The organism is Blastomonas natatoria (assembly GCF_003201955.1).
Taxonomy (GTDB): domain Bacteria; phylum Pseudomonadota; class Alphaproteobacteria; order Sphingomonadales; family Sphingomonadaceae; genus Blastomonas; species Blastomonas natatoria.
In genome coordinates this window covers 277009-293144 of record NZ_QJJM01000001.1, presented here as the reverse complement: position 1 = coordinate 293144, position 16136 = coordinate 277009, and the positions used below count along the sequence as shown (strand labels likewise).

General features: G+C 64.1%; 15 protein-coding genes. 11 read left to right on the top strand and 4 right to left on the bottom strand.

Annotated features, from left to right (window positions below):
- Positions 1 to 8 precede the first annotated feature (8 nt).
- Positions 9 to 536 (bottom strand): DUF6456 domain-containing protein, encoded by a 528-nt coding sequence (locus C7451_RS01515; RefSeq protein ID WP_208625115.1) that lies wholly within the window; start codon positions 534 to 536, stop codon positions 9 to 11.
- Positions 537 to 630: 94 nt separating this feature from the next.
- Here C7451_RS01515 and C7451_RS01510 point away from each other — a divergent pair, with 94 nt between their 5' ends.
- A complete protein-coding gene (locus C7451_RS01510) occupies positions 631 to 1194 on the top strand; it encodes a helix-turn-helix domain-containing protein (protein WP_110297200.1) in 564 nt (187 codons plus the stop codon).
- A gap of 12 nt (positions 1195 to 1206) precedes the next feature.
- Positions 1207 to 2370 (top strand): glycosyltransferase, encoded by a 1164-nt coding sequence (locus tag C7451_RS01505; protein ID WP_110297199.1) that lies wholly within the window; start codon positions 1207 to 1209, stop codon positions 2368 to 2370.
- On the opposite strand, the gene C7451_RS01500 is transcribed toward C7451_RS01505, so the two are convergent.
- Positions 2367 to 2714, bottom strand: coding sequence for a PilZ domain-containing protein (locus C7451_RS01500; protein ID WP_110297198.1), 348 nt, complete (start codon positions 2712 to 2714; stop codon positions 2367 to 2369). The genes C7451_RS01505 and C7451_RS01500 overlap by 4 nt on opposite strands.
- Positions 2715 to 2974: 260 nt before the next feature.
- On the bottom strand, positions 2975 to 3298 hold the full coding sequence (locus C7451_RS01495; RefSeq protein WP_208625114.1) for a hypothetical protein: 324 nt from the start codon (positions 3296 to 3298) through the stop codon (positions 2975 to 2977).
- Positions 3299 to 3789: 491 nt separating this feature from the next.
- Here C7451_RS01495 and C7451_RS01490 point away from each other — a divergent pair, with 491 nt between their 5' ends.
- Positions 3790 to 4779, top strand: coding sequence for an aldo/keto reductase (locus tag C7451_RS01490; protein ID WP_110297196.1), 990 nt, complete (start codon positions 3790 to 3792; stop codon positions 4777 to 4779).
- Positions 4780 to 4801: 22 nt separating this feature from the next.
- On the opposite strand, the gene C7451_RS20155 is transcribed toward C7451_RS01490, so the two are convergent.
- A complete protein-coding gene (locus C7451_RS20155) occupies positions 4802 to 7903 on the bottom strand; it encodes a PAS domain S-box protein (RefSeq protein ID WP_146215267.1) in 3102 nt (1033 codons plus the stop codon).
- A 339-nt stretch (positions 7904 to 8242) separates the two neighbouring features.
- On the opposite strand from C7451_RS20155, the gene C7451_RS01480 reads away from it, so the two are divergent.
- The 8 genes from C7451_RS01480 to C7451_RS01445 all read left to right on the top strand — a co-directional run bounded on the left by C7451_RS01480 (position 8243) and on the right by C7451_RS01445 (position 16134).
- Positions 8243 to 9388 carry a sensor histidine kinase gene (locus tag C7451_RS01480; RefSeq protein ID WP_110297195.1) on the top strand — a complete coding sequence of 382 codons (1146 nt, stop codon included), beginning with the start codon at positions 8243 to 8245 and terminating at the stop codon, positions 9386 to 9388.
- Between the two features lie 168 nt (positions 9389 to 9556).
- On the top strand, positions 9557 to 10687 hold the full coding sequence (locus C7451_RS01475; RefSeq protein ID WP_110297194.1) for a cobalamin-independent methionine synthase II family protein: 1131 nt from the start codon (positions 9557 to 9559) through the stop codon (positions 10685 to 10687).
- Positions 10684 to 11079 (top strand): nuclear transport factor 2 family protein, encoded by a 396-nt coding sequence (locus C7451_RS01470; protein ID WP_110297193.1) that lies wholly within the window; start codon positions 10684 to 10686, stop codon positions 11077 to 11079. Before C7451_RS01475 ends, C7451_RS01470 begins: the two co-directional genes overlap by 4 nt.
- Before the next feature lie 82 nt (positions 11080 to 11161).
- A complete protein-coding gene (locus C7451_RS01465) occupies positions 11162 to 11794 on the top strand; it encodes a flavodoxin family protein (protein ID WP_110297192.1) in 633 nt (210 codons plus the stop codon).
- An 84-nt stretch (positions 11795 to 11878) separates the two neighbouring features.
- Positions 11879 to 13105: an acetyl-CoA acetyltransferase gene (locus C7451_RS01460; protein ID WP_110297191.1), complete on the top strand. Its 1227-nt coding sequence runs from the start codon at positions 11879 to 11881 to the stop codon at positions 13103 to 13105.
- Positions 13102 to 13533: a nuclear transport factor 2 family protein gene (locus C7451_RS01455; protein WP_110297190.1), complete on the top strand. Its 432-nt coding sequence runs from the start codon at positions 13102 to 13104 to the stop codon at positions 13531 to 13533. Before C7451_RS01460 ends, C7451_RS01455 begins: the two co-directional genes overlap by 4 nt.
- Positions 13530 to 15308, top strand: coding sequence for an AMP-binding protein (locus C7451_RS01450; RefSeq protein WP_244181480.1), 1779 nt, complete (start codon positions 13530 to 13532; stop codon positions 15306 to 15308). The genes C7451_RS01455 and C7451_RS01450 overlap by 4 nt, the downstream gene beginning before the upstream one ends.
- Positions 15309 to 15345: 37 nt before the next feature.
- Positions 15346 to 16134 (top strand): DUF1295 domain-containing protein, encoded by a 789-nt coding sequence (locus C7451_RS01445; RefSeq protein ID WP_110297188.1) that lies wholly within the window; start codon positions 15346 to 15348, stop codon positions 16132 to 16134.
- Positions 16135 to 16136: the final 2 nt, after the last annotated feature.

The window sequence follows — 16136 nt, the reverse complement described above, 5'->3', positions numbered from 1 at the left end:
GCAGCGCTTTACCCTGGCAGGCGATAGAAATCCGCCAACCGGTCGAGCGCCAGCCGCAACACCAGCCGCCCGGAGCGTACCGGCCAGCCCAAAGCCTTTTCCGCCACCGGCATGGCCTCGCCCGAGCAGATCACCCGCCACGCGATGTCGTTGAGATCGCGACCCAGCGCTGCCATTGCCGAATCGAACCGCTTGCGCGCGGCCATCTGACGTTCGCCGGGCTCCAGATGATCGTCGCTTCCCCTTCGAACGCCGCTGCGCGGGGCCGCATCCCAGCGCATGGTGATCGATGGCGCAAGATTCGCGCGCTCCCAGTCGCTGCGAATCCTCTCTCCCGCCTCGAACTGCCGCTCGCCGATCAACCCGCGCGCCAGCAGCCAACCCAAAGGTGATTCCGCCAGATTGACCGTGACCGAACGCGCTGGCCGCTCGCCCTCACCCACCCTGCGCCCGACCGTCTCGCCCTCGATCATGCGTTCGGCCAGCAGCCTGTTTGCCTGCGCCCGGACGTGCCCCGTGTTCTGCCTGTCTGCCATGCCGATACCCTTTGATGCCTGCGGGAAGAAGCACTTGCCATAGCGGTTGGAATGTAGGAAAGATATTTATCCATATAGGTTAGGCAATCCGCTCATGATCAACCGTATCCGCGACGTACGGCGCGCCCGCAATCTCACGCTCGAAGAGGTGGCCCAGCGCTGCGATCCGCCGACAACCGCGCAGACCATCGGACGACTGGAAACCGGAACGCGCACCCTGTCGCTCGCCTGGCTGAACCGCATTGCTGCTGCCCTCGATGTGGAGAGCAGCGCACTGGTCAGCAGATCGGCCGCCAGCGATGTGCCAGTCGCTGCGCTGCTTTCCGCAGAGGGAACCCGCGCACCGACACGGACCGAGCGTGCGCTTCCGCCTGCCCCGGCAGACAATCTCATCGCCCTGCGCGTCACGGGGGGCATCGGCGATTATCGCAGTGGCGACACGATCTGGATGCGCCGGGTCGAGCAGCCGGACCTTGCCAGCGCGCTCAACCGCGACGTGCTGGTCCCCCGCCCTGCCGGACGCTTCGTCTTCGGGCGGCTGATTGCGCGCGAAGGCGGAAGGATGCAGATCCTGCCGCCCGGCGCAGGTTCGCGTCAGCAGGTCGTCAACGATCCTCCGTGGCTGGCTGTGGCGGAAACGTTAATTCGTCCGCTGTAGAAGCGCGTTTCCATGCGCATCCTGACCCTAGCCACGCTGTTTCCCAACGCCGCACGCCCGAATTTCGGCATTTTCGTCGAACGCCAGACCGCAGCGCTGGCTGATCGCGATGATGTTGAGATTGTCGTGGTCAGTCCCCAGGCTGTCCCGCCCTGGCCCTTGTCTCGTCATCCGCGCTACCGTGCCATCGCAGCCTTGCCCCGGCACGAACACTGGCGCGGGGTTGATGTCCATCGTCCCCGTTTTCCTCACATTCCCGGCATCGGTGCACATCTGCAACCGCAACTGATGGTGCGTGCGATCTGGCCATTGATCGACCGTCTGAATCGCGAGCGACGCTTCGACCTGATCGACGCGGAATTCTTCTATCCCGATGGCCCGGCTGCCCGCGAAATCGCACGGCGGCTCGGCCTCCCCTATTCGGTCAAGGCGCGCGGAGCGGATATCCATCACTGGGGTCATGATTCCAGAACCCGCACGGCGGTGCAGACAGCGGGGCGCGACGCTGCGGGCCTGCTTGCCGTCTCTGCCGCGATGAAGCAGGACATGATCGCGCTGGGCATGCCTGCCGACAGGATCATGGTCCATTATACCGGATGCGATCAACAGCGTTTCGCGCCGCAGGATGGAACGGCGCTGCGTGCCGAACTGGGCATAACAGGGCCGATGATCATCACCGTCGGCGCGCTGATCGCGCGCAAGCGGCAGCATCTGGCGATCGAGGCGCTGACGACCCTGCCCGGCGCCACTCTGGTGCTGGCAGGGACCGGCGAGGAAGAGCGGGCCTATCGTCAGCTTGCTGCCAGGCTGGGTGTCGCCGACCGGGTGATCCTGGCAGGCGCCCTGCAGCATGACGACCTGCCGCGCTGGCTGGCAGCCGCCGATGTCATGGTGCTGCCGTCGAAATCCGAAGGGCTGGCCAATGCCTGGGTTGAATCGCTGGCTTGCGGCACCCCCATCGTGATCTGTGATGCCGGGGGTGCGGGCGAGCTGCTGACCGACCCGATGGCAGGCCGGATCACGGAGCCCGAACCTGCTGCGCTGGCGCAGGCCATGGCCGAAATGATTGCGCTGAAACCCGATCCGCATCTGGTTCGCAAGACCGTCAGCCATTTCACCTGGCAGCGCAATGCCGATGAGTTGCACCGGCATTTCGCGCGATTGCTGGGCGGTTAGGCGCGCTCCTGCCGATCGCGCAGTGTACGGATGATTCGGTTGCAGATGGTCGGGCTCAGCGGCTCTAGAAAGTGGCAGCCAACGGTATTGCCCTCGGCCCAGACGATCTCTCCCTCGATGGGATCGACGCCGTCGATCGCCAGGGTGACGGGCGCGGGCATGCGCAGGGGATGATCGGTTTCGAAGCGGCAACCCGTGATCGACAGGTTGGTCAGCAGAACCGTGCAAGGACGACGCCCCTGATCGACCAGCTCAGCTTCTATATTGACGTTGATGCGGATCGCATAGCGCCGGTCTGCCGCCGACTGGCCATGAGCAGCCCGCTTGCCTGTCAACGCTGCCATAATGGCCTCCAGCAACCCTCAAGCTCTGTCCTCTGGGCCATCCTGGGGGGTAGACGGCACGAGGTGCACCCGCGCGCACGATAGCGGCCATAGCCTAACCGAGCGTAAACGATGGTGAAGGAATTATGACACTTGTGCTTTCACAAGCAGGCTCGCGGTTCCGTCCTTCCGACCCCGGAAACAGAAAACGCCCGGCAGCCGCATGGGCTACCGGGCGCTTTTCTAGACTTTGCCTTGTTCAGGCGAAGCGAAGCCGAAGCTTACTTCTTTTCTTCAGCCGGAGCAGCGGCAGCATCGGCCGGAGCAGCAGCTTCGGCACCAGCAGCGGCACCAGCTTCAGCACCGGCTTCGGCGCCAGCTTCCATACCGGCTTCCATGCCAGCTTCGGCGCCTTCAGCGGCCGGAGCTTCCATGGCTTCTTCAGCAGGAGCTTCGGTGGTGGCTTCTTCGGCGGGAGCTTCTTCAGCCTTTTCCGGCGAGCAAGCGGCGAGAGCCAGAACGCCAGCAACGGCGAAAACCGGGCTCAGCTTGAGAATGGACTTCATGGTACTTTTCCCCTTCGTTGCGGAAACAAGAGCCCGCATTGTATCGACACCCTAGGGACTCTGGCAAGATTTATTTCTTGCACTGGCGCAGGAAGGACACGCCGCATTTGGCCCGACCCCTTTCCCCCGCACCCTTGGGAACCCGCCATATAGCCGGTTTGCAGGGGTCGGAAAAGAGGATAAAATACTGACAGGCCACGTGACTTTTTGGCTTTCGCGAGGCTCCGAATGACCGCCTAAACAGGGGCGATGAAGCCTTACGTGCACCGCTTCCTCCCAGATCGATCTGCAGCAAAATCCGCTTCTTTATCCGTCTATTAACCGAGCGCTCACCGCGCGCCAAGCCGCCACCCGGCGCCTTGCGCAATGATCGGGCGGAGCGGCATGCAAGGATGCCAGGGCCGGTTGCCGCGTCCGGCAGCGAGACCCGGTCCATGCCGACCGAATCAGCGGCTTGACCAGCCCGCATCAGTTGTGCGAGCGCAGCACCGAATTGGCCCTCGCCCCCCCATTTTGCAGGAACACGTCCCGTGACCAAACGCTCCATCAATCAACGTCCCGTCAAGGCGGTCGGCCTGGGATGCATGTCGCTCAGCTGGGGTTATGGCACTCTCCCCTCGCGCGAATATGCGACCACGTTGCTCAATCGCGCGCTGGATCTGGGCTATGACCATCTCGATACCGCAAATATCTATGGCATGGGTCACAATGAGACGCTGATCGGCGAGGCTCTCAAGGGGCGCCGTCAGGAGTTCTTCCTCGCCACCAAGATGGGGATCGTCATCGAGGGCGAAAAGCGCGGGGTCAATTGCCGGCCGGAGAACATCCGTCGGTGCATCGATGAATCGCTCGCCCGGCTGCAGACCGACCATGTCGACCTCTATTACATGCACCGCCGCGACCGGGATGTGCCGATCGAGGAATCGGTAGGCGCGATGGCCGACCTGATCAGACAGGGCAAGATCGGCAGCATCGGCCTGTCAGAAATGTCCGCCGAGACGCTGCGGCGCGCCGCGAAGGAGCACCCGATCGCAGCGATGCAGACCGAATATTCGCCGTGGACGCGCGAGCCCGAAATAGCGGTGCTTGATGCCTGCGCAGAACTCGGCACGACCTTTGTCGCTTTCTCCCCGGTCGCGCGCGGCGTTCTTGCCAATGGCGTGCAGGATGCGGGCGCGCTGACCGATAAGGACCTGCGCCGTATGATGCCGCGCTTCAATTTGGAAAACTGGCCTGCCAATCGCGCCCTGGTCGACGCATTCTGCGAGATAGCCAGCGAACTGGAGGTCACGCCTGCCCAGCTCTCGCTGGCCTGGGTGTTGTCTCGCGGCGAACATGTCGTCGCCATCCCGGGAACGGCCTCGATTGCGCATCTGGAAGAGAATATCGCGCGTGCCGACTGGACCATCCCGGCCGAGGCGGCGGCGCGCATTGATGCGCTGATCAACGAGCGTACCGTCCACGGCCCGCGCTACAGCGAAGCCATGCAGCGCACGATCGATACGGAAATGTTCGCATAACCGGGATAGCCCGGTTGCGGGCTCAGCCCCCCAGGATTTCGCTGATCTTGCGGGCGAGCAGGTCAAGGTGGAAGGGCTTGGTCATGATGGACATGTCCCGATCAAGCTGCCCCTGGCGGATGGTCGAATTTTCCGCATAGCCGGTGATGAACAGGACCTTGAGATCGGGCCGGACCACGCGCGCGGCGTCGGCGACCTGGCGACCGTTGAGCCCTCCCGGCAAGCCGACATCGGTGATCAGCAGATCGATCCGCGTATCGGAATTGAGGACGCGCAGCCCCGACGGGCCATCCGATGCCTCGATCGTGGTATAGCCTCCTTCGGCCAGAACCTCCCCCACCAGCATCCGCACCGTGGGCTCGTCATCGATGACCAGCACCACCTCACCCTTGCTGGCAGGCAGCGCCGCTTGCGCTTCCGGCATGACCGGATCGGCTTCCAGCGCCGCATGGTGACGGGGAAGATACAGACACATGGTCGTGCCTTGACCCAGTTCCGAATAGATCCGCACCTGTCCGCCGGACTGACGGACAAAGCCATAGATCATCGAGAGACCAAGCCCCGTGCCGTGGCCCAGCGGCTTGGTGGTGAAGAACGGGTCGAATGCCTTGGCGATCACATCCTGGCTCATTCCGGTCCCGGTATCGGTCACGCACAGCGAGATATACTGGCCGGGCTTGAGGTCCTGCTCGGTGGCCGAACGATCATCGAACCACTTGTTCGCGGTCTCGATCGTGAGGCGCCCGCCTTGGGGCATCGCATCGCGTGCATTGATGCAAAGGTTGAGCAGGGCGTTTTCCAGCTGATGCGCGTCGATGGAAGTGGTCCACAGGCTGCTGGCCTCGACAATCTCTAGCTGCACCTGTGGACCGACGGTGCGGCGCACCAGCTCTTCCATGCCCGAAACCAGCCGATTGACATCGACGGGCTTGGGATCGAGCGTCTGACGTCGCGAAAAGGCAAGCAGCCGGTGGGTCAGTGCTGCCGCCCGCTTGACCGCCCCTTGCGCAGCATGTGCATAGCGGTCCAGCGTGTCGACCCTGCCCTGCGCGATCCGCGCCTGCATCATTTCGAGGCTGCCGCCGATTGCTGCGAGCAGATTGTTGAAATCGTGCGCCAGACCGCCGGTCAGCTGGCCCACCGCTTCCATCTTCTGGGCCTGGCGAAGCGCATCTTCGGTCTTGAGCAGCTGCCCGGTGCGCTCTTCCACCCGCGCTTCGAGCGTCACATTGAGATCGCGCAACTCGGCTTCGGCGCGGGCGCGCTCGATATGCGCCCAGGAACGGTCGGTCACCTCGCGAATCAGGGCCAGTTCCTCGGCGGTCCAGGCGTGCGGGCCCCGGTCGTGGACGGCCATGAGCGCGACCAGCTGGCCTTCGCGCAGCAGCGGAATGCAGATCGTCGCCCCGATACCGATGTCCAGAAAGGCGGCGGCCTCGTCAGGATCCAGTTCTGCGGCAATATCCTTGACGATGAGGGGCCGGCCGGCACGCAGGTCTTCAACTGCGCGCCTGCCGAACAACGCTAGCCGGTAACGGCCCATGATGCTCCCCGATCCCGGCGCTGCCCAGTCACCGCGAATGGTGAAGCCGTCCTGGTCCGCATCCATGTCGGCATAGGCACAGCTGGTGACGTCCATATACTCCCCGACCATGCGTGTCGTGATCGCCATGACCGCGTCCGCATCGCGTGCATCAGTGGCAGCACGACCGACCGAATCGAGAAAGGTCAGCCGCTCGTTGGCAATCCGCAAGGCGAGTTCCGCACGGCGTCGTTCGACGGCGATGCGCGTACGATCAGCAACTTCGCGCACGAAATCGATCTCGTCCTCGCGCCAGACACGCTGCGTGCCGTGGTTCAGATAGAAGAGCGCGACCATCACGCCATGCTCCATCACCGGCATGTTGACCACCGCCTGCGCGGTGATCACCTTCAGTGCCTCGGCTGTAGCGATTGTACGCGGATCGGTTTCGGCATTCTCGAACCACACCGTCTCGCCACGCACCAGGTCGTCGATATAGCTGCCATAGTCCCGGAAGTTCAGGGTGCCAGCGAGACTGGCAACACCCGGCGCGTTCCAGTCCTTTTCGATCGTGATCGTTTCAGCGACCGGATCAACCGTGCCGTAGCCAGCGCGATCGACGTCCAGCGTCTGGCCCAGAATCTGTGCTGCGGCAAACGAGATGTCGGCGGCATTGCCGAGGTCGCGAAACGCGTCCGCCAGCGCAATCAGGCCCTGACGCATCCGCTCTGCGCGCACCCTTTCGGTAATGTCGAGCGAGATGCCGGTCAGCTTCGCGGGCTTGCCGTCGGGCAGGAACGACGGGCGTCCGCGCAGCGCGACCCATCGGATCTCGCCGTGCTGCGTCTGCACCTTGCATTCGATATCGCAATCGGATCGGCGCGCGATGCTGGCTGCCAGGCTATCACGCACCGCCTCGCGATCGTCCGGATGGACCGATTCCAGCAACGCCTGGAAGCTGAGTGGCTGGTCCCCCCGGTGTCCGAAATTGGCTCGGCAGGTCGGCGATGTCTCCAGCTCCATGCCTGGAAGGGTGAGGCTCCACGCCCCAAACCGCCCAGCCTCAAGCGTGAAGCGCAACTCGGCCTCGCTGGCCTTCTGTTCGCGCAGACGCCCCGCCAGTTCGGACACCAGAGCTGCATTGCTGCTCTCCAGATTGGCCAGCCGCTCGCGTTCCAGCGTGACATCGAGCTGGCTGGCGAAGAAATAGGCCAGATCGCCGGTGGCATCGCGAACCGGTGCGATAAGCAGACGGTTCCAGAAGGTCTCGCCATCCTTTCTATAGTTCAGCAGATCCATCTCGATCGGTCGGCGCGCTTGCAGCGCCTGGCGCAGCAGCGCCACGGCATCGCGATCGGTATCCGGGCCTTGGAGAAAGCGGCAATTGCGTCCCACGATCTCGCTGCGCGTATAACCCGACAGCGCACAAAAGGCGTCGTTGACAAAGACGATCGGGTTGTCCGGCTGCCTGGGATCGGTGATGACCATCGGCATGCGCGTGGCACGCACGGCGGCAATGAACGGATCGGTATTGGCGTCGGTGCCGTCGATGGCAGCGGCAACGCGCGCAGCATCCAGCCGCGCCTGCTCGGCATGGGTCATGGGCTGGGTTGCTCAGGCAAAGGGCGGTCGCAAAAGGGCTTGGCGCATCAGGGTGTCCGGCAGATGATGGAGAACGTACCGGTCCAACTCGGCAACGGGCGATCCGTTCCGTCGGAGACCAGCCCGATCGGGTGTTCAAGCCGGTTCGTGAAGCATGACCGGCATCCGGCCGGTTGCGAAGGTTCGTCGGATCCTGTGCATCGATTTGTCGCAAGCCATGCCGTTGCTTTGCCGGGCCGGGCTATCACAACCGGGCCTGGCCGGATAAGGATGATCCCGGGGAAGCAGTAATGCGTGCTGCCCCATGACTTGAAGCGATAGCGGGCAGGAGCAGGCGGCATGGAGCACAGCATGGACTATGGCGGCTACATGCCGCACGGCATGTGCCTGCTGTGGGAGCCCTGGCTGGTGCTGCTCTGGGCGGGATCAGACCTGCTGATCTTCCTGTCCTACACTGCCATTCCCATCGCGCTGCTGCGGGTGCTGCGACAGCGCACCGAGGTGCCGCATGGCGGCCTGGTGACGCTGTTCGCCTCGTTCATCCTGCTGTGCGGCCTCACCCATCTGCTCGGGATCGTCACCTTGTGGTTTCCGATCTATCCGTGGACGGGATGGGTGAAGCTGGCGACGGGCCTGGTGTCGATGACCACGGCGGTTGTGCTGTTCCGGTTGATCCCGGACATCATCCGCCTGCCGTCACCCGCCGCGCTCGCGGCAGCCAATCGCCAGCTTGGCGAAGAGGTCGCCGCGCACAAGGCCACATTGGCCTCGCTGGACCGACAGGTGCAGGAACGCACCCGCGAGCTGGAAAAGGCGACCGCGGCACTCGCGGTGCAGGCACGCGAAGCGGTGCACCGCAGCGGCAATCTGCTGGCCGTCGTGCATTCGCTGGCGACGCAATCGGCGCGCGGGGCCGAAAGCATCCAGGCGTTTCTGGAAGCCTTTCTGGGGCGCGTACGGGCGTTGGCCGACACCACTCGGTCGATAGCCCGAAGCGATCGCTCCTCTGCCGACCTCACCGAGATTGCAGACACCGGCCTTGCAATCCTCAAGAGCACCTATGGTGAACGGGTCGGCATTTCGGGACCATCGCTGCGGATCGATCCGGTCGCCGCGCAGCAGATCAGCCTCGCATTGTACGAACTCGCCACCAACACCCAGAAATATGGCCTCGGCGCATCGGACTACGCGGCGCTGGAAGTGACGTGGGATGTTCGCGACGGCTTGTTCGAGTTCATCTGGCGCGAGAGCGGGCTGAAGCTCTCGCAGGCGCATGACAGCCAGGCCGACGAAGGTTTCGGGACCAAGCTTCTCATGCGCATCGTCCCGCAAATGCTGGGCGGACAGGCCGAGCGCCGACTTGCCGATGGCGAGATGACCTACCGCCTTTCGGCACCGGCACCAGCGGTTGTTGCTCCTGATGGTGACGAAGCGGGCAACCGGCTGGCAGCACGCATAATCGATACCAGTTTCGGCCTCGACTGAATTCGCCGGACGGCCAAGCATCCGCCTGCCTGTCAGGGTCGAGCGCACTGAAGCTTGCACCCGAAATCTGTTATTGGATCCATTAATGGTTGGAATGGGCGATCGGCTGTGCCAGATCGTGTCGTCACGAGCGCATAGCCACGCTGTGGCGCAGCACGGAGGGGACCCATGACCACAATCGCCACCACCCATGTCGGATCGATGCCGCGCGGCCCTGAACTGACCGAACTGCTACTGGCGCGTGATGCCGGCAAACCTTATGATCCTGCAGCCTTTGATGCGGCCGTGGCCGATGCCGTCGACCGATCGGTTGCCTTCCAGCGCGACTGCGGGGTCGATATCGTCAGCGATGGCGAGATGGGCAAGGTCGGCTATTCGACCTACATGATCGAGCGGCTCTCGGGCTTTGGCGGGCATATCGATCGCAAGCCCGCAGCAGACCTGGCCGAAGTGCCCGATCTGGCGAAGAAGCTTTCGGCGATCATGGGTAGCCAGGAGTTCGTCCGCGCCTCGTGCATCGGACCGGTCCGGCTGGTGACGCTCGAGCCGCTGCACGACGATATCCGCCGTTTCCGCGCCGCGATGGATGCGCATGGCAGCGGAGCGCGAGGCTTCATGAATGCCGCCTCTCCAGGCCTCATCACTGCGTTTCAGGTCAACCGGCATTATCCCAGCCACGAGGCCTATCTCGCTGATCTCGCCGATGCGATGCGCGAGGAGTACGAGACCATCGTCGCTGCCGGGTTCGACCTCCAGCTCGACTGTCCCGATCTCGCGATGTCGCGGCATACCGGCTATCAGGACCTGAGCGAGGACGAATTTCTCAAGGTCGCCACCGCCAATGTCGAGGCGCTCAATGCGGCCACCGCAAACATCCCGCCCGAACGGATGCGCATGCACCTCTGCTGGGGCAATTACGAAGGCCCGCACGATCACGACATTCCGCTCGAGCGCGTTATCGATATCGTGCTCTCCGCACGCCCCGGCACGGTGCTGTTCGAGGGCGCCAATCCCCGCCACGAACATGAATGGACGGTATGGCGCGATGCCACCATAGCTGACGACAAGGTGCTTGCTCCGGGCGTGATCGACACCTGTTCCAACTATGTCGAGCATCCCGAGCTGATCGCGCAGCGGTTGGAGCGCTTTGCCGGGATTGTCGGCGCAGACCGGGTGATTGCCAGTACCGATTGCGGCTTCGGCACGTTCGCGGGCTATGGCAAGATCGACCCGCTGGTCACCGCCAAGAAGCTGAAGGCCCTTCGTGAAGGCGCCGATCTGGCAGGGTCACGGCTGTGATTTCCGCCGAACGCCGGGCGATCGAATGGGAATGCACCCGGCTGATCGCACTGTATGCCAATCTCAACGACCAGCACCGCTGGGAAGAGATTGCAGCGCTCTATCATCCCGATGGTCTGATGACCCGCCCCACAGCGCCGGACGTGGAAATTCGAGGAAGCCAGGCCATACTCGCCGCGTTCAAGGCAAGGCCGCCGCGCATCACCCGGCATTTCTGCAGCAATGTCGTGATCGATGTCGACGATGCAGGGCATGCACGCGGCCATTGTGCAATATTGCTGTTCACCGGCGATGGCCCGCCCCTTGTCGGATCCTTCGACGACCGATTCGTGGCAACCGACAGCGGCTGGCGCTTCATGGAGCGGCGGGGAAGGCTCACCTTCCAGCGGTGAAACCTGGTCGGAATTGAGGCGCAACCTCGTCCCGTCCGGTTCGTAAGTCCTTGCGAACCCCCGGACACAAGGATGAAGCCCCATGACCCTCAAAGCCGTCGCGATCAACTGTACCCTCAAGCGCTCGGGCAAGGAGAGTTCGTCGACCGATGCGATGATCGACCTGATTGCCGAGCAGCTCGCCAAGCACGAAGTCGAGCTTACCGAGACGATCCGCATCGCCGACTACAACGTGCTGCCCGGAGTAAGCTCGGACGAGGGCGATGGCGACGAATGGCCCGATCTGCGCGAGCGCATCCTCGCCGCCGATATCCTGATCTTCGGCACGCCGATCTGGATGGGTCAGATGTCGAGCATCGCCAAGCGCGTGCTTGAACGGATGGACGCGTTCATGAGCGAAACCGACGAGACGGGCCGGATGCCGAGCTTTTCCAAGCTCGCGGTCGCGGCGATCGTCGGCAACGAGGACGGCGCGCACCGCATTTCGGCCGACCTGTTCCAGGCGCTGAACGATGTCGGCTTCACCATTCCGGCAGGCGCCGCCTGCTACTGGGTCGGCGAGGCGATGGGCAGCACCGATTTCCAGGACCTCGACGAGACGCCTGAAGCGACGTTCGAAACCGCGCGAATGCTCGCCGCCAACACCGCGCATCTCGCCAAGCTGCTCAAGTCCAAGCCCTATCCCGGCGACGAGGAGCATGACGACGAGAGCTGATTCTCGCGGCATATGACCGTCACGTCCCCGGTTGCGCGATGGATCAAGCTTGTATAAGCATACCATCAAAGCAGGAGAGGCGTGATGGTTTATGTGCTGGGCGGATACCAGAGCGATTTTGCGCGCAACTGGGCGCGCGAGGGACTTTCGATAGGCGACGGGTTCGTCGAGACGGTCCGTCAGGGACTCGACGCGACACGGCTCGATGCCGACGAGATCGAAAGCGGCCATGTCGGCAATTTCGTTGGCGACCTGTTCGCCGGCCAGGGCCTGCTCGGCGGCTTCTTTGCCTATGTCGACCCGGCGCTCGACGGTCTGCCCACCTCGCGCCACGAAGCAGCCTGCGCATCAGGCAGCGTATCGGTGCTCGCCGCAGCGGCGGAGATCGAGGCGGGACGTTATGACCTCGCCTGTGTCGTTGGCATAGAGATGATGCGCAACGTGCCGGGACAGAAGGCGGCGGAAAATCTGGGCGCTGCCGCCTATCAGGGCCGCGAGTTTGGCGATGCGCAGTTCCTCTGGCCTCGCGCCTTTTCCGACCTGGCCGAGGAATATGATGCGCTTTACGGCCTGAACTACGACCATCTGGGGCGCATTGCGGAGATCAATTTCGCCAATGGCAGGCGCAATCCCGCCGCGCAGACCCGGCAATGGCAATTCGGCCCGAAGAGCTTTACCGAGGATGACGAGGCCAATCCGGTCGTCGAAGGCCGCACCCGCAAGAACGATTGCGGCCAGGTGACCGACGGCGCGGCGGTCGTCTTTCTCGCGTCCGAAAGCCGTGCCCGCGAATATGCGGCGAAGCGCGGCATTCCGATGGAGCAGCTGTCGCGCATCGCCGGCTGGGGGCACCGGTCCGCCGCACTCGGCTATCGCGACAAGCGGCGGATGGCAGGCGATAGTCCTTACGTCTTCCCCCAGGTCAAGCGCGCGATCGACGATGCGCGCGCCCGCGCCGGTGTCTCGAGCATCGAGGCAATCGATGCGGTCGAGACGCACGATTGCTTCGCGATGACCGAATACATGGCGATCGACCATCTCGGCCTGACGGCCCCCGGCGAGGCGTGGAAAGCGGTCGAAGCTGGCGATATCGAGATCGGCGGCAAGCTGCCGATCAATCCGTCGGGCGGGCTGATCGGGCTCGGCCATCCGGTGGGGGCTACGGGTGTGCGAATGCTGCTCGACGCGCACCGTCAGGTCACCGGCCAGGCGGCGGACAATCAGGTCGAGGGTGCACGCCGCGTGCAGACGCTCAACATCGGCGGATCGACTACCACCACCGTCAGTTTCATCGTGGAGCAGGCCGCATGAGCGATACCCGTTTCAACCAGTTCAAACAACTGATCGCCGCCTGGACCCGCAAGGATGCCGACGCCGTGCTCGCCATGCTGCACGACGATGTCGTCTGGCATTATGCCGCCGCGATCGCTCCCCCTGCGCGCGGCAAGGCAGAGGCGCGTGCGTTCATCGAGCGCTTCGGATCGACCATCGCCGAGGTCAACTGGCGCATCTTCGCGCATGCCGAAACCGCCGACCGGCTGTTCGTCGAGGGCGTGGACGAATATGTCACCACCGATGGCGTCCGCGTCGCCGCGCCCTATGCCGGGATCATCGAATATCAGGGCGACAAGATCATCGGCTGGCGCGATTATCTCGATCGCGGCACGGTCGATGCGATCAAGGCGGGCAAGCCCTATCCTGCCCAGGTCAAGGAACTGATCGACCGGCCTGCAGCATGACGATGACGATGCTGGCCGATGCCCCGTTCCGCGAGGCGGAGTTCATGCCCGTCGACCTCGATGTCGAGCGGCGCGCCGATGGCACGATCATCCTCAAGAGCCGCGTGCCGCTGCGCGCCTTCGACGCGAACATACCGCGCGCGTTTGCCGAGCGGGCAAAGCTCAAGGGCGATGCTCCGGCGATCGGCTGGCGCGCGGCCGACGGGCAATGGGCCTATCGCAGCTATACGCAAGTCAAGCGCGATATGGACGGCGCGACCCGCTGGCTGGCCGAGAATTTCCCGCGCGGAACACGGCTGCTGATCATCGCGGAAAACAGCCTGCCGGTCGCGGTCATGACCTTTGCCGCCTGGGCGGCGGGGATGATCATCGTGCCCGTGAGCATTGCCTATGGCCTCGCCGGCGGCGATCATGCACGGCTGAGGCACGTCGTCGCGCGCACCGATCCGCAGGTGATCCTGGCCGAGCCACACCCGGCCATCGCCGCCGCGCTGGCTGCGACTGCGCCGAACGCGCGCATCGTCAGCAGCGACCCCAGCCCCTTTGCCGATGCCACCGCCTATGCCGATGTGATCTCCACCGGCCCCGGTGCATTTGCAAACGAGGCCATCGCTGCGGTCGATCCAGCTGCACCCGCGATCTACATGCTCACCTCCGGCTCGACCGGCCTGCCCAAGATCGTGCCGCATTCGTTGACTGCGCTCGCCGCGTGCGGGGCGCAGGGGCTGGACATGATCGGCAAGGCCGCGGGCTGGGACGATGTGATGCTCGACTGGCTGCCCTGGCACCATGCCGCAGGCGCTTCCGTCATGCGCACCTGCCTGCTGGAGGGTGGCACGCTGCATATCGACGCGGGCAAGCCGCTGCCCGGCCTTTTCGACCAGACCATCGCCAATCTGCGCGAGATTTCGGTCGCCTATTTCAACAATGTCCCCACCGGCTATGCGATGCTGGTCGAGGCGATGGAGCACGATGCCGAGCTGCGCGCACGCTTCTTCGCCAAGATGCGGCTGATGCTTTACGGCGGCGCAGGGCTTCCCCAGCCGGTCTATGACCGCCTGCAGGAGCTGGCGATTGCCGAAACCGGGCACCGCATCCACATGACCACCGGCTATGGCATGACCGAGACCGTCTCGGGCTGCATGGCGATCCATTTCCCCGCGACCCGCGTCGGCATCGGCCTGCCCGCACCGGGCCTGTCATTGAAGCTCGTACCCTGCGACGGGCGCTACGAGGTGCGGCTCGCCGGGCCGAACGTCATGAAAGGCTATCTGGACGAGCCCGACAAGACCGCCGCCGCGTTCGACGACGAGGGCTATTACCGCACCGGCGATGTCGCGGTGTTCCATGACGAAAGCGAATACGGTCAGGGCCTCGCCTTTGCCGGGCGGCTGGCCGAGGAGTTCAAGCTCGCCAATGGCAACTGGGTCTATGGCGGCGCAGTGCGCGAGAAGCTGCTCAAGGCCTGTAACGGTCTTATCGCCGATCTGGTGCTGGCCGATGACGGCAGGCCCTATCTGGCGATGCTTGGCTGGCCCAAGCCGGGCGCAACGCTCGATGCGGTGGCCGAGGCGGTGCGCGGCTATAATCGCGAGGCGCGCGGCGGCGCGGTGATCCGCCGGGTCGCGCTGTTCGATACCCCGCCCAATCCGGGCGCGCACGAACTGTCGGACAAGGGCACGATCAACCGCCGCGCGGTACTCGACGGACGGCGCGATTGGGTCGAGCGGGTGTTTGCCGATCCGCCGGACGAAGGCGTCGCGATTACCGGCTAGAACGCTGGAATAATTCACAAAACTGGGAGGAAACGGGATGCTGACGATTCTCGCGATCAATGCGGCTGTGCTCGCCGCGTGCTTTGTCGCGCTCTGGCTGATCTGTCTGGGGACGCGCGACGTTACCCCGGTGGACAGCTTCTGGGCCTGGGGCATGCTGGTGATGGCAGCTTCCACCTATGTCCAGGCCGAAGGCGATCCGACGCGGATGCTGATGCTGCTGGCGATTTGCGGCCTGTGGGCGGCGCGGCTGGGCACGTTCATGCTGTGGCGCTGGCGCAGCCATGGCCCCGACCGGCGCTATTCGGCGCTGCTCGGCAAGGCGCAGCAGCACAAGGGCTGGAGCTTTGCTCGCGCATCGGGCCAGCTGGTTTTCGCGACGCAAGCCCCGCTGCTGTTTGTCGTGTGCCTGCCGGTGCAATTGGGCCAGATTGATGCCCTGCCGCCGGTCGGAACGCTGGGCATGATTGGGGCTGCCATCGCGCTGTTCGGCATTGCGTTCGAGACCATCGGCGATGCGCAGCTCGTCGCGTTCAAGGCGAAGCCCGAGAACCAGGGCAAGCTGATGACCAGCGGCCTGTGGCGCTATACCCGCCACCCCAATTATTTTGGCGATTCGACGACATGGTGGGGCCTGTGGCTGATCGCGGCGGAAACCTCGACGGGCCTTGCCGCCATCATCGGCCCTGTGCTGCTCACCTGGACGCTGATGAAATGGTCGGGCGCGCCGACCGTCGAGAAGCGGCTGGCGAAAACGCGCGAAGGATATGCCGATTATGTCGCGCGTACCTCGGGCTTCATTCCGATGCCGCCGAAGCGTGGCTGAGC

What these genes read in the sequence shown, in the direction of transcription:
- C7451_RS01505 (WP_110297199.1), top strand. Translation starts at nt 1,207, where the DNA reads ATGCGCATCCTGACCCTAGCCACGCTGTTTCCCAACGCCGCACGCCCG.
- C7451_RS01445 (WP_110297188.1), top strand. Translation starts at nt 15,346, where the DNA reads ATGCTGACGATTCTCGCGATCAATGCGGCTGTGCTCGCCGCGTGCTTT.
- C7451_RS20155 (WP_146215267.1), bottom strand. Translation starts at nt 7,903, where the DNA reads ATGACCCATGCCGAGCAGGCGCGGCTGGATGCTGCGCGCGTTGCCGCT.
- C7451_RS01515 (WP_208625115.1), bottom strand. Translation starts at nt 536, where the DNA reads ATGGCAGACAGGCAGAACACGGGGCACGTCCGGGCGCAGGCAAACAGG.
- C7451_RS01475 (WP_110297194.1), top strand. Translation starts at nt 9,557, where the DNA reads ATGACCACAATCGCCACCACCCATGTCGGATCGATGCCGCGCGGCCCT.
- C7451_RS01465 (WP_110297192.1), top strand. Translation starts at nt 11,162, where the DNA reads ATGACCCTCAAAGCCGTCGCGATCAACTGTACCCTCAAGCGCTCGGGC.
- C7451_RS01510 (WP_110297200.1), top strand. Translation starts at nt 631, where the DNA reads ATGATCAACCGTATCCGCGACGTACGGCGCGCCCGCAATCTCACGCTC.
- C7451_RS01500 (WP_110297198.1), bottom strand. Translation starts at nt 2,714, where the DNA reads ATGGCAGCGTTGACAGGCAAGCGGGCTGCTCATGGCCAGTCGGCGGCA.
- C7451_RS01495 (WP_208625114.1), bottom strand. Translation starts at nt 3,298, where the DNA reads ATGCGGGCTCTTGTTTCCGCAACGAAGGGGAAAAGTACCATGAAGTCC.
- C7451_RS01480 (WP_110297195.1), top strand. Translation starts at nt 8,243, where the DNA reads ATGGAGCACAGCATGGACTATGGCGGCTACATGCCGCACGGCATGTGC.
- C7451_RS01455 (WP_110297190.1), top strand. Translation starts at nt 13,102, where the DNA reads ATGAGCGATACCCGTTTCAACCAGTTCAAACAACTGATCGCCGCCTGG.
- C7451_RS01460 (WP_110297191.1), top strand. Translation starts at nt 11,879, where the DNA reads ATGGTTTATGTGCTGGGCGGATACCAGAGCGATTTTGCGCGCAACTGG.
- C7451_RS01450 (WP_244181480.1), top strand. Translation starts at nt 13,530, where the DNA reads ATGACGATGACGATGCTGGCCGATGCCCCGTTCCGCGAGGCGGAGTTC.